We start from the raw sequence: 25,165 nt of genomic DNA, 5'->3' as shown, positions 1-25,165 counted from the left end.
TCACGCACAAGCTGGGCGGGTACGCGGCTCATACGCTTCGGATGACCGGAGTGCGACTAGTCGTGGTCACTCCTTCTAATTCGACCGCGCGCGTATCCCTTTGAGGTTGTCGCATAGACGTCCTTGAGTTCCGCCTCCAAGAGGCCCTTGGCGACGATCAGGGCCCGGACGGCCGCACGGACATCGCCGTCGCATGCTGCGATCACCTGGTCGGTCGCCACGTCCAGGGGATCGGACGCCGGGGATCGGCGGATCATGTGCACTTCCGTGTTGACGAGGCGAGAGCCTGTTCATCTTATTTTGTTCTCGTGTCAATCGAAACGCTGGGGGAGGCCTACCGGCTCAGCTGGCGCGTCCGCATGCGCTGTGTGCGGGGGTACTATAGAAAGCTCGGTCAGGGTCCGGCCGTGCGACTACCAGGCGGTCTTGGACATGCAAACGCTCGTGTGGGCCAAGGGCCGGAATTTTCCGCTCGGGAGGCTTGGGAGCCGTCTCATGTGCCCGCAATGCGGCAACAGGGATGTGAACGTGATCTTTGAGCCGCCACCGATGGTACGAACCATCGTGAGCGGTCGATAGTGGTGCCTGGATGACTTTCCCTATGCGAGAGATGAGAGCGGCGCCCGACTCATAGAACGATTAAAACCGATCGCTGCAACAGCCTGAAGCGTTCTCGGTAGCGGAGTTCGGAAAGCACTCTAGTAGTGTCGGTTTGTTTGCGAGACGAGTCGTTCACTTGCGCTCCATCTGGGAAGTGGTACCCTTTGAGCTACAAGTGGCTTCGGCCTCGCCCCGTAAGGGGCAAACAGTGAAGGAGTGAAAGCCGTCAAAGCAAGTCTTTGGCGGCTTTTCGCATAGTCTCGAACATTTCCTTATCAAGAAACCCTATTTTTCGAATCAATCGTTTCGTATCAATAATGCGCATCTGCGAGAGAAGAGCGTGCGCCTCTTTTTCTTCAACGATCCCGATTGAGGGGCGCAGCGGATGCTCTTGCGCAGATGTGGTAAGCGGGATCACCAGACATGTCTCTTTGCTGAAACCTCTCAGAATGAGGACGGGGCGATCGTACTTCTTTCCCGATCCATCCTGTTCAAAACCGACGTTCACGAAGTGAGCACCACCACAATTCACGCTCGCTATAGAAGGGCGCATCAGCTCGCAGATGAATTTCCTTCTTTTTTATATTCCAGTCGTCAAATTGTTTTTCCATGCGAGAGGATTATAGCATCGCTCGATGGTTACGCGATTTCTGCCAGTGCGGTACACTCTCCCGCCTATGACGTCTAAACAGCTCACGTACGATCTCGGCATGGTACACATCCGCCATCAAGTCTCACCCGAACGTCTCGAAGAGCTTCGTCGCATCTACAAGGAAATATCGGGAGATGAAATCACTACGGAAGAGGCGAGGGAAATGGCGCATCGTCTCCTCACTGTCTATAGGTTGATTTCGCGGCCCCTGCCCGGCGAGATCGAGAAGACTGCTTCGGGACCATCTCCGGCTCAAAGCGCTCTCGAAGAAGTTTGATATTGTGTAGGATGCGCTGACCATCTTCGGTCTGCAGCTCGCGTGAAATTTCTCGTGCCCACTCGGCACGTTTTCCATGCAAAGTTCTAACGTCCTCGTTGGCTCCCAGCAGAGTTGCCGAGCTGGCGCGCTGTCGGTCTCAGCGGAGGGTGTTTGTGCGTCTTTAGCAATTTCGACCGCCTAGCATCCTATCTGCTTGACAGTGCATGATATCCGGATGCGGAAGTCGACGGCACTTAACGTTTGTTATCGATCAACAGATGAACAGTCGGTTGAGCGGCAACGTCGGCTCGACAGCGCTTTTAGCATTCTCTTCGACGAAGTATTGAAAGCGGCCCGCCGCCCCGCATCGGATTCGACTCGTTCCGGAGGCGGCAGTAAACTGTAGTCTATGACTCGTCCTGAGCTAGCGGACGCAAAGCTGATTGCGATATACGCGAGAGTCTCGACTGCTCGACAAGAAGAGGAAGGAACCGTCGAGACCCAACTAATAGCGCTTCGCGATTTCGCTCATCAGCACGGTTATAGCATCGTCAAAGAGTATATTGACGACGGTTGGAGTGGAGACATTCTTGCCAGACCGTCACTGGATCAGCTGCGCCAGGAAGCGCGAGGAAAAACATGGCAGGCCGTTTTGGTCTATGACCCGGATCGGCTAGCTCGACGATATTCTTACCAAGAACTGGTGATGGACGAGCTGCGCGAGGCCGAAATTGAGATCATATTTGTTACTGTGTCTGCCCCGAAGAATAGCGAAGAGAAAATTTTGCATGGTGTGCGAGGTCTGTTTGCGGAGTATGAGCGGGCGAAAATCGCTGAACGCTTTCGGCTCGGTAAACTTCGCAAAGTAAAAGAGGGCCACATCCTCGTAAGTGAGGCACTCTATGGCTATAACTATATTCCCAAGCTCGACGGCAAGCACGGATATTACGAAGTTAATCCGGAGGAAGCGCGGATTGTGAAGTTGATTTTCAGCTGGGTCGCCGACGACGGCTGCACCTTGCGGAAAGTCGTGCGCAGACTGCAGGGACTCGGCATAAAACCCCGCAGAAGCAAGCGGGGGGTATGGAACACGAGTACGCTCAGCACATTGCTGAGGCACAAGGGGTACATCGGCGAAGCCCACTGGGGCGCATCATACGCCGTAGCGCCTCAGCATCCAATCAAGCAAGACGCGTATCGAAAAGTAAAAAAGACGAGTCGCCGAATGAGACCAGGAGACGAGTGGTTCATTATTCCGGTACCAGCGATCATAGATAAGGAGCTCTTCGAACGCGCTCGCGCACAACTCGACGCTAACTTCGCGCTGTCTCAACGGAACAAAAAGAACGAATATCTCCTTGCTGGCAAGATTCGATGCGTGTGCGGGAGGACTAGAACCGGCGAAGGACCGATGCAGGGCAAGCACCTGTATTATCGTTGCAGCGATAGAGTGCTCAGCTTTCCTCTGTCCGCAACGTGCAAAGAACGGGGAATAAATGCACGCGTCGCCGACAGGCTTGTTTGGGAGAAGATCGCCAATTTGATGGGCTCGGAAGAACTGCTCTCTGAACAGGTCAGTCGCTGGTTGGGGACGCGCCGGGCGAAATTGCAGTCATCTGGTGGCGACGTTGCCGCGGCGGAAAAGGAAGTTACTGCATTGAAGGCACAGGGGCATCGTTACAACAAGGCGTATGGCGCTGGCCTGTTCACGGTCGAACAGTTGAGGGAGTACACGATCCCGCTGCGGGAGAAACTCGCGTTGTTAAAAAACGAAATTGCGAGCGCGCAACAAGAATCGAGCGCTATTGATGTCACCGAAATGCCGAGTGCCTCCGAGATCAGAGAATTCTCTGATGCGGCTCAGACAATGCTCCACAACTTGAGTTTTCAAGCGAGACGGGCGATACTACTGAGCACGGTAGAGCAAGTCGTGGGAACACCCCAGCAATTACAGGTCCACGGCTATATTCCGGTAAAAGATCATGTCGAGTTTAAAACTAGCCATAGGGATGGTGTGAGCGTAACTCGACATCCGAAAATGTGCCACGTTCCCTTTCAGTTTTGCATCGCGCTTCCGGCTCCTCGCTATGAACGAAATATCGTGAGCCGTGATCAGAAAGGGAGGATACTTCGATCCGTAGCACCCACAGAGCATCGTTCGTGCCCCGAAGGAACGGAACCCAGTCTTTGAGTTGCTCATCAGGTCTGTACGCTCAGTTCTATGCCGGGACCAGCGCAGGGCGAACAGAAAAGGAAGATCATCCCAACGGTTTCAGAGGTGCTCGAGGACGGGACGATTGTTGAACTCGTATACCGGCCGGAAACTCGGAACACGTCTCTTGCCATATTCAATGCCGGACGCTGGACGCTGCAAAGCCACGTAGACGTGTCGGAGCGGCACCGGCTCGTCCCATTCTCTCCGAACAACAATCTTATCAAGAACGAGGTTGTGCTTCTGCCATCAGAGCCTCGCATCTACGGCAGTGAGCAACAGCTCGTTTCGGAAATTGCGGAGTTCATACATCGGTACGCGGACCTCAGTCCGTCCTTCGAGAAGGTCGCTTGTTATTACGTCTTGCTGACGTGGCTCTACGATGCATTCAATGACCTGCCGTACCTGCGGCTTCGCGGCGACTTCGGCACGGGCAAGACGCGCATGCTCCTCACTATTGGTTCGCTTTGCTACAAACCGTTCTTCGCGAGCGGCGCTTCGACCGTCTCGCCAATATTCCATACGCTCGATGCTTTCCGCGGAACGCTAATCTTCGATGAGGCCGATTTTCGCTTTAGCGACGAGCGATCAGAAATTGTCAAAATTCTCAACAATGGCAATGTGCGTGGCATGCCGGTGCTGCGCACCATGATGAACCAACAACGGGAGTTCAACCCGCAGGCATTCCATGTGTTTGGTCCCAAGATCGTGGCCACGCGCGGCCTCTATGAAGATCGAGGATTAGAGAGCCGGTTTATCACAGAGGAAACGGGCGCACGGCCGCTTCGGGATGATGTTCCGATCAACCTTCCGGAAACGTTCAAGGAAGAAGCGCGCGAGCTACGCAACAAGCTGCTACTGTATCGCTTTCATAGAAGGCATGATGTCAAGCTCGACCCGACTTTGGCTGATCCAAAGCTCGAACCACGCCTCAACCAGATCATGTTGCCCCTACTCAGCGTCATAGGGGACCCGGGACTGCGTGCCGAACTTCGGCACGCGGCTCATAAGGCTCAGGCCTCGATCGTTGCGGAACGTGGCCTCCTCATGGAAGCTCAGGTGCTCGAAATTCTCGCGGAGTTAATGATTACGACAGACCGCCCGATCGTTCCCGTCGCCGATGTCACCATGGGGCTCATTGAGCGGTACGGCGCCGAGTACGAGCGACCGATCACGAATCGGTGGATTGGCAGCATTTTGAGAAAGAAGCTCAACCTGCAAACCTACAAGAGTCACGGCGTGTATGTAGTTCCCATGAATGAGAGGCAGAAAGTAGAGCTGCTGTGCGGCCGATACGGTGTGAATATCATCACCGATGTCCCGGCGGCAAAGGGGGACGTGGGGATTACGGGGACGTAGTAGCGCACCTTCCACAACGAAACAGGGCGACGAAATGTTCTAGTACGAGTACTTACAGCTCCAAGGCGCGGCGGCGCCCTTCACGCCCCCATGTCCCCACGTCCACCTCCTCGTCATGTGACGTTGTGCATGATTCCTACAGCCACGAGAGGAAATGGCGCGCCGCGTGTTTTGTGTCTCATTCGTTCCACGCGGGCACTTTTCGCGTCTCGAAAGGGATCGTACCGTATGCGATTATAGTGAGCGTGCCTGTCATTCTTACTGGCTGGCCGTATCACTATATGCACCACCCTCGCAGATCATACCTTCGTCCGCTTTGCCGCCGCTTGGGATTCACCCAGGAGGGGCTGGCCGTTTTGATCGGTGTAAGGAGAACCACCGTCGCGCGAATTGAAGGGTCTAAGCGAAGGCCGAGTGTTGATGCGGTATCCATACGCGCGCTCGTCTTCAAGATGTCGTCCTTGAGCGAGAACGCGTGCATGGGGATCTTTGACGCGGCGGCTTTGGGGCTGAGATTTTTTTACTCAATTAATAGGAGAGACCGGCAGGTGACATAGCCGCCCGCGCTTGTGAGTCAAAATGCCGCATTCATGATCGATTCTCAGCGGCGACTGGCCGTGATTCAATCCTCACCACATCCAGGAGTAATACTGTGATGGGTGAAATAGCGGATCGACAACGGGGACAGCTCTGCACCCGGCTCCTGTCCGGGACAACGATCGCGTTCCTCGGCACCGGTAGGAGCTTGAGCAACGTCGAATTTCTTGCCTCAACTGGAATCGGTCATTTTATCCTCGTCGACGGCGGCATCGTCGAGCGCGAAAATATTGGTCAGTCCGGCTTCGCGTGCGATGACATCGGACAACTAAAGGGGGATGTTGCTGCCAATCGTGTCAGGCGCATTAATCCAGATGCGCGCGTCGAGACGTTCGCCTGCCGCGACAATGAGCTTGAAGATCTCGACGCCGTCCTTGGAAGTGCCGATCTCGTCATCGACGGAACAGATAGTCTGTCTGCGGCAATTCGACTGAGCCGAGCCGCCGTTCAGCTCGGCATCGATGCGTTGCATATCAGGACGGAAGGCGACAATCGGCAATACGTTATCGCGGGCACTTTGCGCAATGCTGCCGGGCTCGGCTGCGTGCGGTGCTTTCTCAAGAGCGCGTGCGATCTTCATGAGGCCGGACATCAATCGTCGCCGTTTTACAATAGTCACCGCATCGTTCCGGAGACCTTGAATGTCAAGGCGGCTTGGGTCGCGCTCGGACTTCTCCACTGCCGGGCCGGATCGACCTTATCCATCGCATCCATTGGGGAGCATTTCATCAAGCTGCCATGCTGGATCGGATTGAATGGAATTCATGCCGCAAGTGGAGAGATTTTTCCGATCCGAGCCTACCGCGAGCCGCTTCCCGTCGGCTGGCGGTGCCCGGTGTGTGGCACGAGCGCGTGCGCGAAGCCTCCGGTGCAGCGCCCGGAAGACCCTAACCAGGAGCGCGATAGGCAGTGAGGAGAAGAGTATGGGAACGACAGCTCAACGTCTTTCCGTCTGGGAACCATCACCGATTGGTCCTGACACTTTCCATTGATTGGGGAGCCGAACTCGACCAGAGCGATGCGATGGGCAGGCGACTGCCCATCGCAGTGAGACCGGGGACGGAGGGATCGATGCCTGTGCAGTTAAAGAATGTATACTGCGGCGGCAACCCGAACCTGGCTTCAATCCGTCAACAGGTTCCCGACCAGAGCAACGGGCGACTGAGCCACCAAAGCGTACTTGGCGATTTCTTCGTGTTCCGGTTCGAGCGCACCGCGGAAAGCTACAACATTTTCATCGAGCAACAGCGAGACTATGGTGGCCGTGCCAGCGATGCGAGTGCCACCCATCGGTTGGGCCTCTGCATGGGACGACCCCGCATCTGCATCTGGCCCGGCAAAGAGCCTCGTGATCTACCGGCAGCCATTTTTCTCGCGATGTTGTGGGCTGAACGCACGTCTCGTTATATCCGCGATGGCAAACCATGGAGCTAAAAGGAGATCATGAGGGAGCTCTCAGTGGTGGAGATCATCCGATAATTAGAATGGATCATGGCGTCCGGCAGATTCTTTTGAATTCGATTTGCCGACATCCGCCCGAGCACTACGCAATTCTCGCGGGGAGCCTCAGTGATCCGCACCGTGTGACCGATTGCAGACCGATGCCGCCAATGGTTGGGCCCGACGGCCGCTTAAACAGAGGCCCGGGCCACGTTCAGCTCAACGCGCCATTTATTGAATACTACCTCAACATGGAATTGCTTCCCGCAAACAAATACGTTCTCGGCGTGATCCACACGCACCCATCAAACCTGAAGAACCTAACCGGCGGCGTAGCCGGTAGCGGTCAGGGAGACATGCCTTCTATTCGCGCAGCGTTGCAGCGGGCTGCGGAGGCCCAGAAGAACTGGAAAGACTTTTTAGCGCCGATCATCACGATGGACGCGGACGTCGGAGCGCCAACATTTACGGGCTGGATTGTCCGGCTGGGCCAGCCAGCCCCTATTCCTGCTGAGATTGTCTTCGAGGAGGCGAGCCCCGATTTGGCGGCAAAGCACATCCCGATTGAGGAGTGGATGGCTCCATATTTTGCGATCGTCAAACGAGTGCGCACAGATCGGTGGTCCTCCGCGGGCCATAAGCGCTGGATGATCAAGAAGATCTATCAATGCATGCGCGCTGACCTCGACGCCAAGGTCAAGAAACATCGGGTGCATCGATGCCCTACGTAGTTGCGATCTCAATTGGCCTGCTGGGGTTGGTAACCATTCGAGACGCTTGCTATTTCGTTGACGCCTACGGGGTAGCGAACTTAAACCTCGAATGGCTCTTACTGCTGGCATTCGGATTTTTCCTAGTTTGGCTTGGGTGGTTCATATTTAAAGAAACGCTCACAAAGACGTACACAATCCGCAAACGGTAGCGCTATGCATGTACGTTAGCAGTCTGCTTGTCCGCGTCAGATGATTTGAGACTGATCAGATTCGAGAAGGGAGGCTCTGGCTCATCAGGGGTTAGAGTTTAAGCAGCCTGCAGTTGATGCTGCAAGCGGCGGCTTGCAATGGTGTCGCGCTGGATCCGTTTTCGCTCAGCGAGGATCGCCTCGGCTCTGCCGAAGTAGACATCGGCTGGTGTGAGGTTGTCGATGCTCTCATGATAGCGAACTTGATTGTAGTGTTCGACGAAGGCCGATATCTGCCGTTCGAGATCGCCAGGCAGGTAGTAGTTGTCAAGCAGAATGGTTCTTCAGCGTCTGATGCCAGCGCTCGATCTTTCCCTGGGTCTGGAGCACCGCGCACATGCTGCATGCCCTTCTGGTCGAGCCACTTGGCCAGATCGTCCGCCACGTAACTCGAACCATTGTCGCTGAGAAGCCTTGGCCGGTGCGCGACGGCGATGTGGTCAAGGCCGGATGCAAGCGAGTGCCTGGTCGAGGGTGGCCGTGACGTCGGAAGCGCACATGGTGGAACCAAGCCTCCAGGCCATGACGAAGCGCGAGAAGTCGTCAAGCACCGTCGAGAGATAGTACCACCACCGTCCGGTGATCTCGAGCTAGGTGAAGTCGGTCTTCCAGAGCTGGTTGACGCCGTCGTCTTGTCCTTGAACTCGTTCGCCGCCTTGATCACCACATAGGCCGGGCTGGCGATGAGGTCATGGCCTTCAGCAGCCGATAGACCGACGCTTCGGACACAAAGTACTTTCGTTCGTCGGTGAACCGCACGGCCAGTTCGCGTGGCGACAGCTCAGGTAACTCCAGCGCCAGGTCGATGATCTAGCCCCGCACATCGTCGGGGATGCGACCGGTCTGGTCGAGACCGGTGATCGGCCAGCGCTTCAACGCCCCCCTCGCGGTAGCGATCATACCAGCGATAGAACGTGACGCGTGGGATACCGAGCTTGTCCAGCGTGCGCTTGACCGGAAGATGCGATTGCTCGACCAGCTGGATGATCTCGGCCTTCTGGGAGGCGGGATACCTCATGCCTCGTCCTCCCCATCCCCGTTCATGCGTTTTTTGAGCAGATGGTTCTCCGGGGTCAGATCGGCTACGACCTCCTTCAGGGCGGCGGTCTCCCCGCGGAGATCCTTCACCTCGCCGGAGGTCGCAGCTCGCGCCGCGTCGCCCGCCAAGCGGCGCTCGCCGGCCGCGAGGAACTCCTTGGACCAGCCGTAATACATCGAGGCGGCAATGCCCTCGCGGGCACAGCTCGGAGATATTTTCCTCGCCGCGCAACCCTTCCAGCACAATGCGGATATTCTCTTCCGCCGAATAATGCCGGCGTGGCTGTCGCCTAATGTCGTTTAGAACTTGTTCTGCCGGTGCTTTGCCCGGTCCGGATTTCTGCTTCATCTTCGCTCCTGGTGGCTACGATGAACCAGAAATCCTCCCTCCGCAAAATCCTTCAATCTGTCTCGCAGGACTGACCGCGAACAGCCTTGCGTTCGGCGGGTAACTCGCCTAATCGACGCTGCCGGCCACTGTAGAAACTGAATTCCTGCAGCTCGCCCGAAGATTGTAGTTGAATTGCTGCACACGTCGGTGCAATATGAGTTCGGGATAATAAGACGTGGAGGGGGCGATATGTCGCCGCGCTATAACGTTGACCCAAACCTTCTATATGATGGACCCGACTTCGACGAATTCTGCATCGCGGAAAAGGGGTACCTGAAGGCTTCCAGAGATAGAAGCCCATGCATCAAATGTGCTCTATCGAAGCTCTGTCAGGCTGGGTTCGAAAAGCAGGTTAGCTTTACAATCGAAGGCAAGGATCCAAGCCTGACAAAAGACTGCGAGCTCACCTCAGCCGATCTGACCGCAGAGCGCTTGCTCGCCGGATTAAACGACGAACAAACTGCATTCGTTAAGACTCACATCCCCAACTTAGCAAAGGAGTGCGGGAATGTCTGATACAGCCTCTCTTCAGCTTGAAGCGAAGAAGCAACTAGCTGCGAAAGCAGATACCGTCGCCAAACATCAGCTGGAAGCAAAGCGTCAGTTAACTGAAAAGGCATCGCTCGCCAGTAGAGCTCAACTAGAGGCCAAAAAGCAACTATCTGAAAAAGCTGATCTTCTAGCAAGGATGCAATTGGCGACCAAGAGAGGCACTTAAATCCGATATCGAATCGGCCGTTATGCCCAGAGATGGATCCTCCCGGTTCAGCCGGGTGATACCGAACTTCATCGACACGACAAGGCGAAGTATCGTGCGTCGTCCGTGTCTTTGTCGGTGTGCCCTTGGTTCTGGCAACGTTTGCGGCGCTCTTCGGCTTTGGTCGATATAAAATCCGAGTAGATCTGCGGATAATCGGGAAAGGCGCTTGATGTCAGCGCCATAAAACGCTTTCACTTCGATCTCTTCGATGAGAGGTTGGGAAACGATGGCGTACTGCGGTGTCGCGGCCTGGGATGGAGGTTATTCTCAGGGAATTGCGGCGCGAGAAGTTCGGCGCGAAGTCCGAGAAGCTGCGGCCAGATCCGATCGATCTCTACCATGAAACAGCGGCGCGAACCGTATTGGAATCCGAGTCCGAAGATAAGATCTGGGATAAGGCCGATGTCGTGGCCGCTCCCGCTATGTGAGACGCAGGTCCGCATCGCGAGTGGATTGCGAACGCCACGTATTTGCTCAGGAAATGCAGCGATGAGTTCGTCAGAACGGATGAGGCGGATATCGCAGCGATCCCGCACGGCACGCTCAAGCGGGACCTGGAAGTCCACGATTTCCAGTTGATGTTCCATGAACGGGCGGCCTGCTTCGCGATTCTTTCCGCTCCACTCGATCTTCGAGGGCTGTGTGCGGTTCACGGTCGTTGAGTAAGTTGGCTCCGAGATCGGCGAGCGCATACACCATTGGAGCCGAGCCCGCGGTCGGATAGTAGTCGAGCCGCGCGCGTGGGCGATCGATGTATCCGGCGTGAAAGGGTCGACAGAGTCGATCATTGGTGCGGTCGAGTGAGCGGTCGACAAGCGCGGAGATGTGCGTTGAGCGCAGGAAGCGATGCCGCGCGAGCAAGCGTAGGATGACCACGTCATCATCGGTTACGCGAAAAACCGGCGGCTCCGATGAGCGGCGGAATCGCGGCCGGCGCGTGCGCTTCGTATTTGTAACATCGTGCATGTCGGGGACCGTACCAGAATCGCCCGCGCGTCGCGCCGTCGACCCCCGCGAACGCAACAAAAAGTGAAAAATCATCGTACAGTCTCACTCAACCATGTAGCGACACATAGCGAAACATCACTTGAGTTTTCTGTCACTGTCCATAAGGACGCGCATGGTCGCACGCCTTATACACTCACTTCAAGAGAGGAGGTGATGCAGGTGGACATCGATACCAAGATCGCGCGCGTTAAAGAGCTGATTGCAAAGCGCGAGGAACTGGATACTGAACTCCAGGAGCTGCTCGGTGGATCTGTGAAAGAGCGACGGGCACCGAAGTGCTCGGTCTGCGGCGAACCCGGGCACCGGGCGAGCACGTGCCCAGCAAAACAGACCGGAGCCGTCCAATGAACTTCAAAGCCCGCTTCGGCGGGCTTTTGCCCATCCCGGCAGCCGTGGCCCAAGGTTACTTTTGCAAAATGATTGCCAGAATCGTGAAGGTCACCGCAATTATTGCAACACACACATTGATAGTGTCCTGCCCTATTTGGAAATCCCACTTTGCCGTAGTTCTGATAATACGCTGAAGTCCCCATATTCCCATGATAACGCCGGAACATATCATCCACGCTGCGAGAAGCAGATCGGGATCGACGACATCTTTAGCCCGCCTTCGAAGCGACGCCATTACGACCACTACAAGAATGAGCGCGACACCGAGAATTAACGAGAACCACCCGGACCCGGCGGGCTTAGACGTTTTAGGCAGAGGCACAAGCTTTCTCCTTCACTGCTAACTAGGATGGGGATGTCCGATCGGTGTTGAACTACACGACGTTGCCGGAATGAATGTTACGCGGCCCTCGAGACGTGGGCTACGGGCTTGATCGTCATGCGATCGTGGTGAGCGTGAAGAGCCGCACGCAGAACCGACAATTGCTTATGCGCCTTCAATCGTCGGAAGCCGTTGTTGGCCTCGATCATGCCGGCCGCGACCCATCGCAAGGCCATACCGGCATCCCGGCAGCGTTTGACGTTGCGCGTGACGCGGCGAATGGTGCCCATCATGTTCTCGGCGATGTTGGTACAGGCGAGCGATCGACGAAGCTCCTTCGGCAGCTTCAACCGGACGACAGTCAGGATTTCGTCGAGGCCTTCGAGGATGCTGGCCGCTACGCCGGCCATTGCTGGTCGAGTCGACGCGCGAGATTGTGGATCAATTTTTCAGCCTTGTCGGCGTCATCGAGCTGCCAGGCCTGGCGCAGCACCCGACGGGTGGCCGCATGATGCTCTTTCGGCAGGCGTTCCATGATGTTGCGCGCCTTGTGGATCTGGCAGCGCTGGATCGCAGCGGCCGAACCGAAGGTGCGGCGGATCGCCCTTCTGATGGTCCGTCCTGAGCAGGATTGGACTGTTCCCTTTCAGCTCATCGGTTCGTTTCCACAGTAAATACGAAGGAATAATCGGACGCGTAGTCCGGATTATCAGTTGCACCCATCCACCCTTTTGGCGACGCGACCAAGACGCGGCGCACCCGGCGGCCGGCAATTTTAGCGGTTATTTGCTGCGATGGATTGCCTATCCTGGCGGATTGATGACAATCCATGCATGACTTCTGGGTCTGCAAGTAGGTCTCAAGTGTGGTGTTGGCGACGATGTGACTGGCGCTCGACGGCGTGATGTCGCCGGTCGAGAGCGGTACAGTGCTCTGCGGCGGTACTGGCTGCGGGCTGTTCGGCCATTGCACGTCGATCAGGCGGTAATAGTTGAACACCGAATCCGCCGGCAGGATTCTCCAAGCATAATCAGTGACGGAATTCGCCTGCGAGTCCACAGGCGTGATGCGGGTGATCTGCATCGGCGCCGAATAGGGAAAGCAGTCTGGCGTCGGCGGCTTGCCAATCGGACACGCGTCGCCCGGCGGGTTGTTGGGCTTGCAGCGATAATAGATGTCGGCCTGCGGATTGCAGTTCGGATTGAAGAACGTATAGCCCGGCGATGGCTTCTGGTTGGGATTGCGCGGCAAGGTTGGCGCGACCGGATTGCCGTTGTTGTCATCGGGATCATTGTCAATCTGCTCGAAGGTCGCCCAGACGAACTGGTTGGCGCCCGGCACCTTGTGGATGATGTGCAGGCCGACGAGGCCCATGGTCGCTTGAACAGGCTTGCCGCCAGGCAGGGTGTATTCGGCGAGCGCGGTCTTGTAACGGTAGTTGAGCGAACCGTCCGACGGCAGCGCCACCCAGGCGGCCTTGATCTCGATGGCGCCTACGCCCTGGCCATAGGTGGTGACATTGCCCTTGCAGTCGACGTCTGTGTTGCCCTGGGCATTGCCGGCTGGCAGATTGAAGCCACCGCGTCCGTTCTGGCCCTGCTGCGAGGCGCAGGCATGCTGGCCGGCGAATGTGGTAAGATCCGAATCGTCGAACACATTGGTGGTGATGTAGGCGTATTCATCCTTGTTCAACAGGATCTCATACAATGCCGGAACGCCGCGCTGGTCGGTGATCCACTTGCCATTGCCAGCCTGGCCGATGTTATCGAGCACAGCGTCTCCGAGCTTCGACACATTGAACAGCATTTTCGTTGGTGGACGCCTGTCCTGCCAAGCCGATTTGGCGCGCGCGGCCGATTGCGTGAACGCCTGGCTCGCCGAGAGGAAGCTCTCCCAGACTGTCGCCGAGGTATCGCCCGGCATGCCGAAACTCGACCACTGGGTATTCGAATCCGGCGCCCCCGGATCGTTCCGGTCGGCCTTCCAGTTGAGGTAAATGAACTCCTGCCAGGCGAAGCAGTCTGCTGCGATCTGGTTCTTCGAGGCGGCGCTGAAATAAGTTGGCAGTGTCGCCTTCGGCTGCACCTGGGTCACGCCGATGGCACCGCAGGGATTGGGGTCGGTCGGCTGCGCTAGCGCCGGACCGCCGCGCGCGAATGCGAACAGAGCGGCGGCGAGGACGAGTGTCCGCAAGCAGTACGCCATGGCTCTAGTCCGTGATGTAGACCGCGGCCGGAAGAGCCAGGACGGTATTGCTGGTGGTCTGGGTGATCTGGATGCCGCGCAGGCCGGTGGTGGCGCCGCTCGGCACCGTTACGGTGACAGCAAGTGCCGTGTAATTGCCTGGATAGGAATTGCCCGGCACCGCGTAGAAGGTCGGCGTCGCGCTGTGGAGGGTAACCGCAATGCTCAGATCCGGCCCCGAGCCGTCGGCAAGCTGGACCTGTACCGAGACCGGCTCACTGGTTGGATTGCCGGTCAGCACGAGGTTCTGCGCCGAACCGTCGGCCGGCAGCCAGGGCGCGATGAAGGTGCTGTTGCTGGTGAGCGGCATCTTGGCGCCGGTCGGACATGGTTCAGTGACCTCGCTCATGGCGTCCCACAAGACCGCCCACACGCATTGCAGTGGCGCGCCGGGCGTCGGCGTCGAGCTGGAGCAATCGGCGAGCGGCGCAGCCCGGTCCGCCGACAGCGGCCGCGCGAACAAGCCGATCTTAAACTGGTTCGCAATTTGACCGCCCCATTGGATTGGCTGACCGTTAATCAGCATGTCGGCAAGCGTTAGATTCGGATTCATGGCGAGCCAGCTCCCTGGAATCTGCACGGCCGCATGCAGCACCATGTTGCCGCGGAACGGTGCCCCGCTGACCGGATCGTTGACCTCGGCAGAACCGCGCAGAATCTGGTAGATGTCGATCGGTTTGGCGTCGCCGGGCACGTCGACGCCGGCCTTGATGTTGGGCCCGAAGGCGAATCTCGACGAATCCGGCACCTGGATATAGAGCCCGACCGGATTGGCGAGGCAGGCGCGCAGTGGCATGCCAGCATATTGCCCGCCCACCACCTGATTGACGGTCTGGCCGATGGTTGGATCGCTGTGGCGATATGCTTGGCCGTAGTTGCCGCAGCAGATCAGCGCCTGGGAATCGCTGTTGCGACTGGCCGGATCGTCCTGAAACTGGGGCGGCACGTATTGCACCGTGGCAGCGCCGGCGAGGCCGAGCTCGGTCTGCAAGGTATTCGGCGTGCTGGTGAGATGCATAACCCCGCCGTACGGATTGGCGCCGCCGCGCGTTGCAATCGGCCCCGAATTCCATTTGTTGAGCGGATTGTAAGCGCGCTTGCCGGTGTCGGGATCAATCACGGGATTGCCACTCGAATCCATCAGGGTAAGGTCGTCGAGGGTGACCTTGATCTGGTTCACGACTGACGCCCCGTGGTTGAGCGTCTGTTCGTAGAGCTCGCGCACCCGCTCCTGCGACACCTTCCACATCGTATTCCAGTATTCAGGGTTCTCGCAGGCAAAATCGACGCGGATGAGATTGCCGTCGCCGTCGCGCACCGTCGACCATTCGCAATATTCGTCGAGCCAGCCACGCGGGCCGTAGGGTCCGAACGTCTTCAGCGCTCCGCTCCAATCGGCCTGCGGACAGAGCGTCGCCGGAATGTTCTCGAAAGTTTTCCGACCGGTATCGTAATAGCCGGTGTCGGCCAGTTCATAAACCTGGGTCTGTAGGAGATTGTATGGGTTCGGTGGACTGACCGGCGGCGTCTCGGAATAGTACTGGTCAAGTCGGCCCGGAAACGCCACCCATTCGACCAACACTGCCTCCGTGCCCGAAGGGATATCAGTGTCGAGTGGATTGTAGAAGTAGTAGGCCGGGTCAGGGGTCGCCTGCTGGATCCAGCCGTTGACGTTGATGGTCCAACGATGGCTCAGGTTGGCATATTCGGGACTATTCGGCGGAAAGTCCTCGATGAAGGCTGGGAGCCCGAACTTGATGATCTCCATAACCTGATCTCCTCCGCGGTTCGCCGCGACGCTCGCATTCGCAGGTGATTGTGTGCGCGTGTCGCGTTCTGCGTCGCCCCGCCCGCCCGCCCGTGTTTTGTAACCTAGCTCCAGGCACTGAATATTCCCCAGCTCTCTCTAAAGAGGGCGCCGACGACAAACCTCTCTGCTTTCTAAGCTGTCATTCGCTGGCCCTGACCAGATTGGGGCCGCCATTATGATGGTTCTAGGGTTCTTCGATTCGAAAATACGTTTGCGTGATGTGCGCCGACGTAAGTTGGTAACTTTGTGTTCTCGCTTCCGAAATATCTGCTAGGCGTCGATCGGAGGGGAGTGTAAGGCGAGAACTGATATTAAAATGAGGATACTTGCCCTTGATACGAGGGTGTATTTCCGCCGCAACTTGCACGTCTGATGATGAAACGTATCTCCCGCCCCACCTTTCGATGAAATGTTTGATTGGGTGGGTACGGTTCAAGAACCCCTTCGTCGTGGTCTGCGCATCGAGCCATTCGTATGCGATCCTGATGCAGTCGTCATGTTCGTGAGGATTGTCTTGTCCGTGACAGCGAAACCGCGTCTTGGCTTCCGCAATTTGCTCGGCGCTGAGCATGCTATGGTGGCCTTGTTGGTTGCTCTACCGCAAACACAGCAACAACCATTTGACGGCTCTTAGGGGCCCGGCGGAATTCTTTCGCACCGCGCTCGATATTTGTAGAATACCGCTGATCCTTAGTCGAAGTTACTACCGAAACTGGTAGGCTTCCCTAGCCCCTGTGTTCGTCCTCTGAGGTGAAGGGCGGCCCGCCCCGCGCGCAAGCTCCCATCATTTCCGCAAGTACAACACTCCAAGAATCAGAAATGCCGCCCATGAGCGGCATTTGTGCGATTGCCTTATTAGCTAAGGTTGAGCTGACCCGGTCGTTCACGGCGTTTCTACTGATAGCGGTACGACAACCCCACCTCGTTTAAGTGGACGGGATGAGCGAGACTCGCGCGTGGATTTGACAACGCGAGGGACGCTCGTTCCATGCATCAAGACAGACATCAAGACAGGCATGATGCCGCCTCCTATCAACGGATCGAGGTGATCACAGGGGAAAGGCGACGGCGCAGTTGGAGCGATGCGGAGAAGGCGCGGATCGTGGCCGAGAGCGCCGATCCGGAGACGAGCATTTCCGAGGTGGCTCGACGCAACGGGGTGAACCGGGGACTGCTCAGTGTGTGGCGGCGCCAGGCGCGGCTCGCGTCGAGCGAAGCGCCGCAGTTCGTGCAAGTCAGGCTCGACGCCGCCGTCGAGGCGCAGCCGAACGCGATCGATAAGGCGCATGTTCTGACGGGGCCGGCCGAGCGGATCGAGGTGATGATCGCGGGCGCGACGGTGCGCGTGCCTGTCCGCGTCGACACTGCGACGCTGGAGCGCGTGCTGGCGGCGGTGAGATCGACGCGATGATCTCTTTCGGTCCAATGGTCCGTGTGTTCGTCGCGACGCAGCCGATTGACTTTCGTAAAGGCGTTCATGGCCTTGTCGCGCTGGTAGCGGAGGGATTGGGCGGCAAGCCCTACAGCGGTGACGTTTATGTCTTCCGATCGAAGCGATCGGATCGTTTGAAGTTACTGGTTTTTGACGGCTCGGGAATGGTTCTAGCGACGAAGTGGCTGGAGAATGGGGGCTTCGCCTGGCCACCTGTTCACGAGGGTACGATGCCGGTAACGGGGGCGCAACTGGCGATGCTGATTGAAGGTCTTGCGGAGTGGTCGCGTGTGGTCCCCAAGGTGACGAAGCGGCCGACGAAGGTTGCCTGAAGCGTCTTGTTTTGCTGGCGATTGTGAGTGTGTTCGTGTAGCTCTGCGATATGGCGCTTCGCCCCGAAGATCTCCCCTGTGACCCTGCAGCTCTTGCCGAGATGGTGTTGGCTTTCGAAGGCGAGAACGATGATCTGCGCGCAGAGATCGCCACGTTGAAGAGCCTGATCTTCGGCGCACGATCGGAGCGCTCGGCGATCGTCTGCGCCGAACAGATCGCGTTTGATCTGGAACCGACCGCCGGCTCACAGCTCCCGGCCAATGACGACAAACCGGACGCGCCGAGACCGAAGCGGCGCAAAGCGAGGCGCAACATCGGCGCACTGCCGGCGCATCTGCCCCGGATCGAGCGGGTGATCGAGCCGGCGTCCACGCGGTGCCCGTGCTGCACGGGTCAGATGCATCGGATCGGCGAGGAGAGCAGCGAAGCGCTCGATCGGGTTCCCGCGTGGCTGCGTGTGCTCCGCACGATCCGTCCAAAATACGCCTGCCGCTCCTGTGAGGGCGCGATTGTCCAGGCCCCGGCACCGGCGCGGCTCGTCGAGGGCGGCATGGCGACGACGGCGCTGATCGCGCATATCGCCGCGGCCAAATATGCCTGGCAATCGACGCTCTACCGCCAGACGCAGATCCTGGCGGGTCAGGGTGTCGTCGTCGACCGTCAGACGCTGGCGCGCTGGATGGGGAGCGCGGCGTGGCTGGTCAGGGGCCTCTACGATCTGCAACTGAAGACTATGCACGGCTTCGAGCGGCTGTTCTGCGACGAGACGCCGATGCCAGTGCTCGATCCGGGACGCGGCCGCACGAGGATCTGCCAGTTCTGGGCGCACGCGACGGACGATCGGGCGTGGAAGGGGCCGGCGCCGCCGGCGGTCGCCTACGTGTTCGCAGGTGGTCGCGGCAAGAAGGAGATCGTGGCGCAGTTGGCCGGCTTCGAAGGCGTGCTGCAAGTCGACGGCTATGCCGCCTACGCCTCGCTGGCGGGCGATGCGAAGATGTCGGGCCAGATCCAGCTGGCGTATTGTCTCGTTCACGCGCGCCGCAACTTCGTGAGGGTGCACAAGACGACGAACTCACCCTTCGCCGCGGAGGTCATCGAGCGCATTGCGGCCGTCTACGCGATCGAGGAGAGGATCCGCGGTCTCGACGCCGGGGAACGCCGCGCGACGCGACAGGCCGAGACGAAGCCGCTGATGGAAGCGTTGAGGATCCGTCTGATCGCGGTGAAGGACGGGATCTCCCGCCGCTCGACGCTCATCAAGGCGATCGACTACATGCTCGAACGCTGGCAGGGCCTGACGGCGTTCCTGGATGACGGGCGGCTCGAGCCGGACACCAACACGGTCGAGCGATCGATCAGGCCCATTGCGATCGGAAAAAAGAACTCGTTGTTCAGTGGTGACGAAGGCGGGGGCGAGACTTGGGCGATACTCGCTTCGCTTCTTAACACAGCGAAATTGAATGGTCTCGACCCCGAGGCGTATCTCATCGACGTTCTCGATCGCATGGTGAGCGGCGCCACGAAGACCAACCAGCTGCACGAACTTCTGGCCTGGAACTGGAAGGCCGCACGCGAAGCCGAAAAGCGGGCCGTGGCATGACGAAGCCGAAGCAACGGCGAGGAAAACGGGCCAAGACGACGATGGCGGACTATGCCATGTCGTTCGAACGGCTCGGGCAATGGATCAGCGAGCGCGCCAGGTCGCCGACGCTTCGGCATCCGCGGGCGACGTCGCTCTCCATGCTCGACGGCGCGGTGGCCGCGGTCGTTGCCGGGCCGGTCTCGATGGCGTCCGAGGAATGGGTGTGCCCGCTCCTCGGCGTAGATCCCGACGCCTTCAATCACGACACCGAGGAGTTCTCGGCGATCGCCGCCACGCTGATGCGCCACAACGCAATCAGCGAGACGCTGTCGACGGGACCGGAGAGCTTCGAGCCGCTGTTCGTGCGATCACCGGACGGCGAAGTCGACCCGCAGCCCTGGTGCATGGGCTTCTACGCCGTCATGAAGCTTCGGCTTCTCGTCTGGTCGCGGCTTCTCTCCCCGAACGGAACCGAACACCTTATGCTGCGGCCGATCTTGGTCCATTGCATCGACGACGCCGGTCGGCCCTTGCTACCCCCGGCCCGGCACACGCTGGGAACGCTGCCCGTCGCTCAAAACGTCCGGCGCGACATTCCCGTAGCCGTTGAGGCCCTGCGGCAGTTCTGGATGCCTATACGCTTCAAGCGCGGTGCGTAGGCCGTCCGCGCCAAGTCGTGGCCCTCTCGCACCGTTTACTTTCTACTGCCCATCCGGGCTTCGGCTGTTTGGAGTCGCTCAGGATGGTCGGCATACCTTGCAAACGCAACTCAGGTCTTTAGTGCTCATCGAGGCTGACAGCGCGACCACGTTATCGACGTGAACACTTTGCTGCGTCACCTTCGCGACACAGATCGGCTCGTTTTTATTTTGTCTTTAGGAAGCGCACTCTACCGTGTAGGCGATGGCTTTCGATACCAGCAATCGCTTCCGTTCCGGCCCAATGCGCCGAACCGCACCAAGTTGTTGATCAACCGTTGTGAAACCCTTGGCATTCGCGGGTAGGGGCGAATGAATGCCTCCCGGTTGTGGTAGTAGTCCAAATGAGTGTCAGCAACTAACCTCTCGGCGACCCGTGGGAAACTACGGACCCTCGAGTTGCCGCGATACGCCACTGTACGCCGAGATGTCGTGGCGAGAGCGTAGCGATTGCACGTTCGTTCCGCTGAACGAGACGGAGAAAGTGGAGCTTCTGTGCGAACGTTACGGCGTGAATGTCTTTGCCGGTAACGTAATGATGGATACAGAAGGGGACATGGGACTTCGGGGACGTAGATACGCCATAGGGTGGCGGTGATTACGGCATGATCGACAAGTAGCGACTCTCGGCACGCCCGCGCGAGCTCCCCACGTCCCCTTGTCCCGCTCCACCCTCCTTTCATCGAAACGCTGGCACTATTGTCAAAGCCAAAATGGGGTACGGCGTTCTATTTCGGTGACAAGTCGGCACTTTTTCGTGTCTCGAACTGAGGCGTTCTCAGGTGAATAATTGCGTGTGTGCCTGTCATAAGGCCACCACGCTATGAACTACGACCTCACATCATACATACGACCTTTACGCCGCCGTTTTGGATTTACGCAAAAGGAGATTGCTTTTCTTATCGGGGTCAAGTGTCGCACGGCTATCTCGCGCCTTGAGGGCGCGAAGCGCAAACCGAGCCTTGAGGCTGCGTTTATATTCGCGCTGCTGTTCGATACAACTCCCTCGGAACTGTTTCCCGGGCTTATGGCGGAGCTTCATGAGATCACCGTTCGGCGAGCAAATGATCTCTATGAGGAGCTTCAGGGAAACCCGTCTAACACGACGCAATTCAAGTTGGACTTCCTAGAGAGATTACTGGAACGAGCTGAGACGCGCATTCTTCGTGTCGTATGAGGCAAGCCGGTCGACATGGGCTCACTCTCGCAATCTACATAAACACGCGCGGTTTCGCATTCGTCGTGTTCGAGGGCCACACCTCGCCGTTCGATTGGGGAATACGCGAGATGCGCGGGCTTCGAAAACGTCAAGCATGTCTCGCGCGCATTACGCAAATTCTCGATCGATACGCTCCTGATGTCCTCGTTATCCAGGACACGTCCGAGCAAGGCACGCAACGAGCGCGGTGGATCACGAGTCTCAATTCCTCGATCCGTGCGCTCGCGAAAGACCGCGACGTTCCCGTCTTTGCATATTCGCGCGATAAGGTCCGAGCAGCGTTCGAGCACTACGGATGCCCGAACAAGCATAGCCTAGCTGGGCTGATCGCGCGGCATATTCCTGCGCTTGGGCGATATGTCCCGCCGCCTCGCAAACCGTGGATGAGTGAGGACCGCCGAATGGGCCTTTTCGATGCAGCGGCTCTGGGACTCGTGTTCTTCCAGGAGTGGCGAGGTTTAGGGTAATCGCCCTAGCATCCTCATTCGCTTTCAACAAATTTGATAAGGTCGCTTCGATGCCGGTGCGGCCAACGAGGCGCAGCGAGCAACTCTAGTCGATCAAGCCAAGGAAGATGTAAACCGATTTGCACTTGCGGCGCATGAACCTGGTCGCCTGCGCATGCAGGCCCAAGAGATCGCGAAGGCGGTTGGGCGCTTCGGTGTCAGTACCCACACTGCAGAAGCCCCGTGTGCGCTGACATCGGTCGTCCCGTTGTTTGCGGAACGAGATACACCTCTTATTGAGGTACCTCCTAATAGATCTTCGGCATTGTTGCTGAAGCGCGTGATGAGACTGACGAGCACGTCGGCGCCGCGCTTTGGCTGGTAGCGCCGGGCATTCACCGTGCGCGCAACTCAGCATATTCTAGAACCGATCAAGCGCGGCTCGTATAGCTCGACCTGCAGCCAGTCCATGCCACTTTCCGATCGAAACCTCTCCGCCATCGATTGTTAGCCGAGTCGATTCGACCCACGAGGGCTCTAGGTAGAAAAAGTAGCGAAATCCTAAGAATCCCGGAGTGTATGCAGGATCAAGCGCGTCCGTTAGCTCAACCTTTTTTCCTGCCAAGCAGCCAGACAGCTGTTGGAGATAGACGGTCTCTGCTCCCCAGGAGAACCTCCAGAACGGGACTTGATCGACTGTTACTCGCAGGCCGTACTCTTCGGCCAGGCTCTGAAACAGGCGCCGACGTCGGTCATACCTGATCGCGGAAAGTAAGGGCGGTATTGATAGCAAGCCTACTATTGTCCCCAATATCAGATAGTCGTATAGATTCATGGTTTCATTATAGCAGTTGGACCTCCGGCTAATTTGCTCAACCGCGCTTTCTTTATAAGTGAGGTCGTTGATGCCAATACGGCACTACGTCACCACTGTTTTGCTGAGCTCGGTTCTCACCGCGGTCGCATGGCTGTTGGATTCTGAACCCTCAAGATCACAAGTTGACGCAGAAGCACTGACTACGACGCTCTCCGATGCGGATCAGGCTGCACTTCGAACAGCGCGACATGTCGCTGATAAGTTGCTGTCACTGAATGCCGGTGGTCTGAAGGGCGCTGCTAATGATCCGGATTTGAAGCAATCCATCGGTGAGCTGCAACGATACGTGAAAACCGTAGGCGCGACGTACGTCCGCGCGCGGCGGGCTGGCCTCGATCCTCAAAGCGCAATGGTAATTGCAGGCGTGGCCGGTGAACTTACTCCTTATAGGGCAGACTACGATGCGCTCTTGAAAGCGGCTCGGGATCGCAGCTGGACCGAGGCAAGAGAATTCGCCGCGCAGAAGCTCGGCGAAAAAATGGGTGAGACGCTCGCCAAGGATACCCTGAAGAACGCTACCGGCGCTACTCTGAGGCGGATCCCAGCCGGAGTCATGGATACCTCCAAAGTAGGCGCTCGTTTCATAATGGCCTACGAGGCGGGTGTCATCGACAATGCATTGCCTCAAGGATTACGTCCGGTTTTGGAGAAAAACCCCACCACGCGAGCGTGGTTGGACCAGGTCACTGCCGCACTGCAACAGCCTGTCACGACGCCTCGACTTCCGACATCAACATGGACACCCAGTACAGCACCGTCAGCGACCGCCCCAGTGACACCAAATGGGGCTCCATCGCCGAACTCCGGGCGCGTCGCTAACATTTCTCCAACTGCCCCCGGCATATCGAGCAATCAAGCGCCCGCGACTCCGGGCTTATCAGCGCCCTCCCGAGGAACTTATGCATCACCAAGCGGCGTTTCCTTGAGTCGCGCTGCCGCCGACCGAATGCCGCTTGAATTCGCGTTGGATGCGTCCGCCCTATCCGACGGAAAGATTGTGCTTTCAGGCCGCGCTTCAACGACTCGGATGGATGCAGCATTATTCTTGACAGCTCTTCGAGCGGCATGTGGTGATCGTGACCCCTATTTCAGTCTTGATCCAGACAATGGAGCGCTTTGGAGCCAGCAGGGTGACCAAGCGTCCGACGAATTCTGGGAGAAGATAAAGAGGGACTTTCCGTCCGACGCTCCAGCTCGAGCGAAGAATGCTCAGCCCGGCGTCAATATTCGCACTGTCTCTGCCACTCAGGACTATCCTGGTATCTGGCATGACATTTCGCCTCATTACCCCAACTTCCGTGCGAAGTTAGTTTTCTATCCGGAGTGGCTGCGGCAAACACGACTAGGAGAGGTTTTCTACAAAGCCGATGTACTGCTAAAGGAATTGTCTTCGGGCGTTTCAATTCTTGTGCCGGGCAAGCTTCGGGCAGCCGCGATCCAAGGGTATCTTTCCGCGGACGTTGAATATGCCGCCAAAGGTCTCCTCACTGGTACTCGCGACCAGTTAGCCGGACACCCACAATGGCACGGAAGTCGGCTGTGGTTCGAAATCACCCCCTCCGAATTGCCTACAACGATCATGAATGAAGTGGCCGCTCGATCATCATTCGACGACCCCGCCCTTCGTTCGCTTCTTCAATCGAAGGGACTTATTCGATCGGCTAATCAATCGGTTCACAACGCATCATTTTTCATGCGGCACGGCAGCGTGTTCGACCTGTCGCAAGTCAACCCGATAATGTTCGTTCGCGTTCACAATCCCGCAACAAACGAGGATTTATCGGACCACGATCCTAGGCTAGATGGGCTGGCGACGGACGTAAGCGCGAGATTCGATCAGTACGCCAAATTTTACGAAGAGCTGGGATTACTTCGAGAGGTCTTTCGCGCCTACATTGCGGCCCGCAAAATCACGGAAGCCAACGACCGTCTCTGTGGCGCCCTGGACGCAATGCCGCTTCTCGATTCAGAGAAGCTTGCAGGGAGGCTTCCCGAATATCATCCGAGCGAATTATTCGTTACGATTGCCAGCTACTCGACGGCATCTAGAAAGGGCGGCCAAACGCTATTCGTCAAGGCGTCATCAATGAGTGGGGGCGTGTCGATCGCGGGGCAAAAATTTGTCGAGACGGCTATGCGCGATGGCGAGACGACTATCACGCGCTCGGTCGAAGCCACCCTTGCTGGCGTCAATCTTGGTCAGCCGTACACGATCGATTCCGATCGAAAGTTCGTTTCGTTTATCGTTGATGACGGGTCTGGCGCTCCTATGCGTCTGGCGTCAAATACGAACGATCCGTATTCGCCGCGCAGCCTCAGCGACTATCCAATTGAAAACGAACCGCGTTCGGCGGCAACGCCGTTCGCATCTCAAAATGGCCACGGCGGGAGCGGGTCAGAAGGTCACTCTCTGATCGGAGCCTTGCTTGCACTCATCGCTTTAGGATTGCTGGTCAACTATGTCGCTCGAAAGCGACGTATCGCTGGCGGATGACCGATGGCGCCTCGTGCACCGCGTCGCAGTTTTGGACCGTT

The 25,165-nt window shown here is 57.7% G+C and carries 21 protein-coding genes and 2 pseudogenes; 16 read left to right on the top strand and 7 right to left on the bottom strand.

Annotation, left to right across the window (positions count from 1 at the left end):
* Positions 1–56 precede the first annotated feature (56 nt).
* Positions 57–257 carry a hypothetical protein gene (locus ACVIGA_RS25220; RefSeq protein ID WP_456668403.1) on the bottom strand — a complete coding sequence of 67 codons (201 nt, stop codon included), beginning with the start codon at positions 255–257 and terminating at the stop codon, positions 57–59.
* A gap of 569 nt (positions 258–826) precedes the next feature.
* The gene (locus tag ACVIGA_RS25215) at positions 827–1,108 is read right to left on the bottom strand and encodes a type II toxin-antitoxin system PemK/MazF family toxin (RefSeq protein ID WP_456668402.1); all 282 of its coding nucleotides are present in this window, start codon (positions 1,106–1,108) and stop codon (positions 827–829) included.
* 202 nt (positions 1,109–1,310) lie between these two features.
* On the opposite strand from ACVIGA_RS25215, the gene ACVIGA_RS25210 reads away from it, so the two are divergent.
* The 7 genes from ACVIGA_RS25210 (at position 1,311) to ACVIGA_RS25180 (ending at position 7,850) form a co-directional block, all read left to right on the top strand.
* On the top strand, positions 1,311–1,529 hold the full coding sequence (locus ACVIGA_RS25210) for a hypothetical protein (protein ID WP_456668401.1): 219 nt from the start codon (positions 1,311–1,313) through the stop codon (positions 1,527–1,529).
* 391 nt (positions 1,530–1,920) lie between these two features.
* Positions 1,921–3,702 carry a recombinase family protein gene (locus tag ACVIGA_RS25205; RefSeq protein WP_456668400.1) on the top strand — a complete coding sequence of 594 codons (1,782 nt, stop codon included), beginning with the start codon at positions 1,921–1,923 and terminating at the stop codon, positions 3,700–3,702.
* 30 nt (positions 3,703–3,732) lie between these two features.
* Positions 3,733–5,082, top strand: coding sequence for a hypothetical protein (locus tag ACVIGA_RS25200; protein WP_456668399.1), 1,350 nt, complete (start codon positions 3,733–3,735; stop codon positions 5,080–5,082).
* A 281-nt stretch (positions 5,083–5,363) separates the two neighbouring features.
* Positions 5,364–5,639, top strand: a complete 276-nt coding sequence (locus ACVIGA_RS25195; RefSeq protein WP_456670884.1) for a helix-turn-helix transcriptional regulator — start codon at positions 5,364–5,366, stop codon at positions 5,637–5,639.
* Positions 5,640–5,827: 188 nt separating this feature from the next.
* Entirely contained in the window at positions 5,828–6,592 is a 765-nt protein-coding gene (locus ACVIGA_RS25190; RefSeq protein WP_456668398.1) for a HesA/MoeB/ThiF family protein, read from the top strand.
* A gap of 158 nt (positions 6,593–6,750) precedes the next feature.
* Positions 6,751–7,113 carry a hypothetical protein gene (locus tag ACVIGA_RS25185; RefSeq protein WP_456668397.1) on the top strand — a complete coding sequence of 121 codons (363 nt, stop codon included), beginning with the start codon at positions 6,751–6,753 and terminating at the stop codon, positions 7,111–7,113.
* Between the two features lie 50 nt (positions 7,114–7,163).
* The gene (locus ACVIGA_RS25180; RefSeq protein ID WP_456668396.1) at positions 7,164–7,850 is read left to right on the top strand and encodes a hypothetical protein; all 687 of its coding nucleotides are present in this window, start codon (positions 7,164–7,166) and stop codon (positions 7,848–7,850) included.
* A gap of 289 nt (positions 7,851–8,139) precedes the next feature.
* On the opposite strand, the pseudogene ACVIGA_RS25175 reads toward ACVIGA_RS25180, so the two are convergent.
* A pseudogene (locus ACVIGA_RS25175) lies at positions 8,140–9,467 on the bottom strand (IS3 family transposase).
* A 550-nt stretch (positions 9,468–10,017) separates the two neighbouring features.
* Here ACVIGA_RS25175 and ACVIGA_RS25170 point away from each other — a divergent pair.
* Both ACVIGA_RS25170 and ACVIGA_RS25165 read left to right on the top strand, forming a co-directional pair.
* Positions 10,018–10,227, top strand: a complete 210-nt coding sequence (locus ACVIGA_RS25170; RefSeq protein ID WP_338695222.1) for a hypothetical protein — start codon at positions 10,018–10,020, stop codon at positions 10,225–10,227.
* Positions 10,228–10,523: 296 nt separating this feature from the next.
* A complete protein-coding gene (locus tag ACVIGA_RS25165; protein ID WP_456668395.1) occupies positions 10,524–10,697 on the top strand; it encodes an IS66 family transposase in 174 nt (57 codons plus the stop codon).
* A gap of 115 nt (positions 10,698–10,812) precedes the next feature.
* Here ACVIGA_RS25165 and ACVIGA_RS25160 read toward each other — a convergent pair whose 3' ends face one another.
* Positions 10,813–11,235: a replication-relaxation family protein gene (locus tag ACVIGA_RS25160; protein ID WP_414645996.1), complete on the bottom strand. Its 423-nt coding sequence runs from the start codon at positions 11,233–11,235 to the stop codon at positions 10,813–10,815.
* A 195-nt stretch (positions 11,236–11,430) separates the two neighbouring features.
* Here ACVIGA_RS25160 and ACVIGA_RS25155 point away from each other — a divergent pair, with 195 nt between their 5' ends.
* Positions 11,431–11,625: a hypothetical protein gene (locus tag ACVIGA_RS25155; protein ID WP_338695218.1), complete on the top strand. Its 195-nt coding sequence runs from the start codon at positions 11,431–11,433 to the stop codon at positions 11,623–11,625.
* A 441-nt stretch (positions 11,626–12,066) separates the two neighbouring features.
* Here the strand turns inward: ACVIGA_RS25155 and ACVIGA_RS25150 are convergent.
* The 3 genes and pseudogenes from ACVIGA_RS25150 to ACVIGA_RS25140 all read right to left on the bottom strand — a co-directional run.
* Positions 12,067–12,596: pseudogene (locus ACVIGA_RS25150) on the bottom strand (transposase); the annotation flags it as partial.
* Positions 12,597–12,640: 44 nt separating this feature from the next.
* Positions 12,641–14,182 (bottom strand): hypothetical protein, encoded by a 1,542-nt coding sequence (locus ACVIGA_RS25145; protein ID WP_456668394.1) that lies wholly within the window; start codon positions 14,180–14,182, stop codon positions 12,641–12,643.
* 16 nt (positions 14,183–14,198) lie between these two features.
* A complete protein-coding gene (locus ACVIGA_RS25140; RefSeq protein WP_456668393.1) occupies positions 14,199–16,001 on the bottom strand; it encodes a hypothetical protein in 1,803 nt (600 codons plus the stop codon).
* Between the two features lie 1,144 nt (positions 16,002–17,145).
* Between ACVIGA_RS25140 and ACVIGA_RS25135 the strand changes: the two genes are divergently transcribed.
* From ACVIGA_RS25135 to ACVIGA_RS25110, 6 genes are all read left to right on the top strand, one after another.
* Positions 17,146–17,454 carry a transposase gene (locus tag ACVIGA_RS25135; protein WP_420840936.1) on the top strand — a complete coding sequence of 103 codons (309 nt, stop codon included), beginning with the start codon at positions 17,146–17,148 and terminating at the stop codon, positions 17,452–17,454.
* Positions 17,451–17,807 (top strand): IS66 family insertion sequence element accessory protein TnpB, encoded by a 357-nt coding sequence (gene tnpB / locus ACVIGA_RS25130; RefSeq protein WP_176528770.1) that lies wholly within the window; start codon positions 17,451–17,453, stop codon positions 17,805–17,807. The genes ACVIGA_RS25135 and tnpB overlap by 4 nt, the downstream gene beginning before the upstream one ends.
* Positions 17,808–17,857: 50 nt before the next feature.
* Complete coding sequence (tnpC, locus tag ACVIGA_RS25125) at positions 17,858–19,408, top strand: IS66 family transposase (RefSeq protein WP_208067377.1); 1,551 nt, start codon at positions 17,858–17,860, stop codon at positions 19,406–19,408.
* Positions 19,405–20,049, top strand: coding sequence for a UPF0149 family protein (locus ACVIGA_RS25120; RefSeq protein ID WP_224943706.1), 645 nt, complete (start codon positions 19,405–19,407; stop codon positions 20,047–20,049). The genes tnpC and ACVIGA_RS25120 overlap by 4 nt, the downstream gene beginning before the upstream one ends.
* Positions 20,050–20,911: 862 nt before the next feature.
* The gene (locus ACVIGA_RS25115) at positions 20,912–21,265 is read left to right on the top strand and encodes a helix-turn-helix transcriptional regulator (RefSeq protein WP_456668392.1); all 354 of its coding nucleotides are present in this window, start codon (positions 20,912–20,914) and stop codon (positions 21,263–21,265) included.
* 1,393 nt (positions 21,266–22,658) lie between these two features.
* Positions 22,659–25,124: a hypothetical protein gene (locus ACVIGA_RS25110; RefSeq protein ID WP_456668391.1), complete on the top strand. Its 2,466-nt coding sequence runs from the start codon at positions 22,659–22,661 to the stop codon at positions 25,122–25,124.
* The last annotated feature ends 41 nt before the right edge of the window (positions 25,125–25,165 follow it).

The organism is Bradyrhizobium sp. USDA 3240 (assembly GCF_054063295.1).
This window is presented reverse-complemented; position numbering and strand designations above follow the sequence as displayed.

Coding starts and splice junctions, on each gene's coding strand:
- ACVIGA_RS25220 (WP_456668403.1), bottom strand. CDS start 257: ATGATCCGCCGATCCCCGGCGTCCGATCCCCTGGACGTGGCGACCGAC.
- ACVIGA_RS25210 (WP_456668401.1), top strand. CDS start 1,311: ATGGTACACATCCGCCATCAAGTCTCACCCGAACGTCTCGAAGAGCTT.
- ACVIGA_RS25205 (WP_456668400.1), top strand. CDS start 1,921: ATGACTCGTCCTGAGCTAGCGGACGCAAAGCTGATTGCGATATACGCG.
- ACVIGA_RS25200 (WP_456668399.1), top strand. CDS start 3,733: ATGCCGGGACCAGCGCAGGGCGAACAGAAAAGGAAGATCATCCCAACG.
- ACVIGA_RS25195 (WP_456670884.1), top strand. CDS start 5,364: ATGCACCACCCTCGCAGATCATACCTTCGTCCGCTTTGCCGCCGCTTG.
- ACVIGA_RS25185 (WP_456668397.1), top strand. CDS start 6,751: ATGCCTGTGCAGTTAAAGAATGTATACTGCGGCGGCAACCCGAACCTG.
- ACVIGA_RS25180 (WP_456668396.1), top strand. CDS start 7,164: ATGGATCATGGCGTCCGGCAGATTCTTTTGAATTCGATTTGCCGACAT.
- ACVIGA_RS25170 (WP_338695222.1), top strand. CDS start 10,018: ATGTCTGATACAGCCTCTCTTCAGCTTGAAGCGAAGAAGCAACTAGCT.
- ACVIGA_RS25165 (WP_456668395.1), top strand. CDS start 10,524: ATGGAGGTTATTCTCAGGGAATTGCGGCGCGAGAAGTTCGGCGCGAAG.
- ACVIGA_RS25160 (WP_414645996.1), bottom strand. CDS start 11,235: ATGCACGATGTTACAAATACGAAGCGCACGCGCCGGCCGCGATTCCGC.
- ACVIGA_RS25155 (WP_338695218.1), top strand. CDS start 11,431: ATGCAGGTGGACATCGATACCAAGATCGCGCGCGTTAAAGAGCTGATT.
- ACVIGA_RS25140 (WP_456668393.1), bottom strand. CDS start 16,001: ATGGAGATCATCAAGTTCGGGCTCCCAGCCTTCATCGAGGACTTTCCG.
- tnpB (WP_176528770.1), top strand. CDS start 17,451: ATGATCTCTTTCGGTCCAATGGTCCGTGTGTTCGTCGCGACGCAGCCG.
- tnpC (WP_208067377.1), top strand. CDS start 17,858: ATGGCGCTTCGCCCCGAAGATCTCCCCTGTGACCCTGCAGCTCTTGCC.
- ACVIGA_RS25120 (WP_224943706.1), top strand. CDS start 19,405: ATGACGAAGCCGAAGCAACGGCGAGGAAAACGGGCCAAGACGACGATG.
- ACVIGA_RS25115 (WP_456668392.1), top strand. CDS start 20,912: ATGAACTACGACCTCACATCATACATACGACCTTTACGCCGCCGTTTT.
- ACVIGA_RS25110 (WP_456668391.1), top strand. CDS start 22,659: ATGCCAATACGGCACTACGTCACCACTGTTTTGCTGAGCTCGGTTCTC.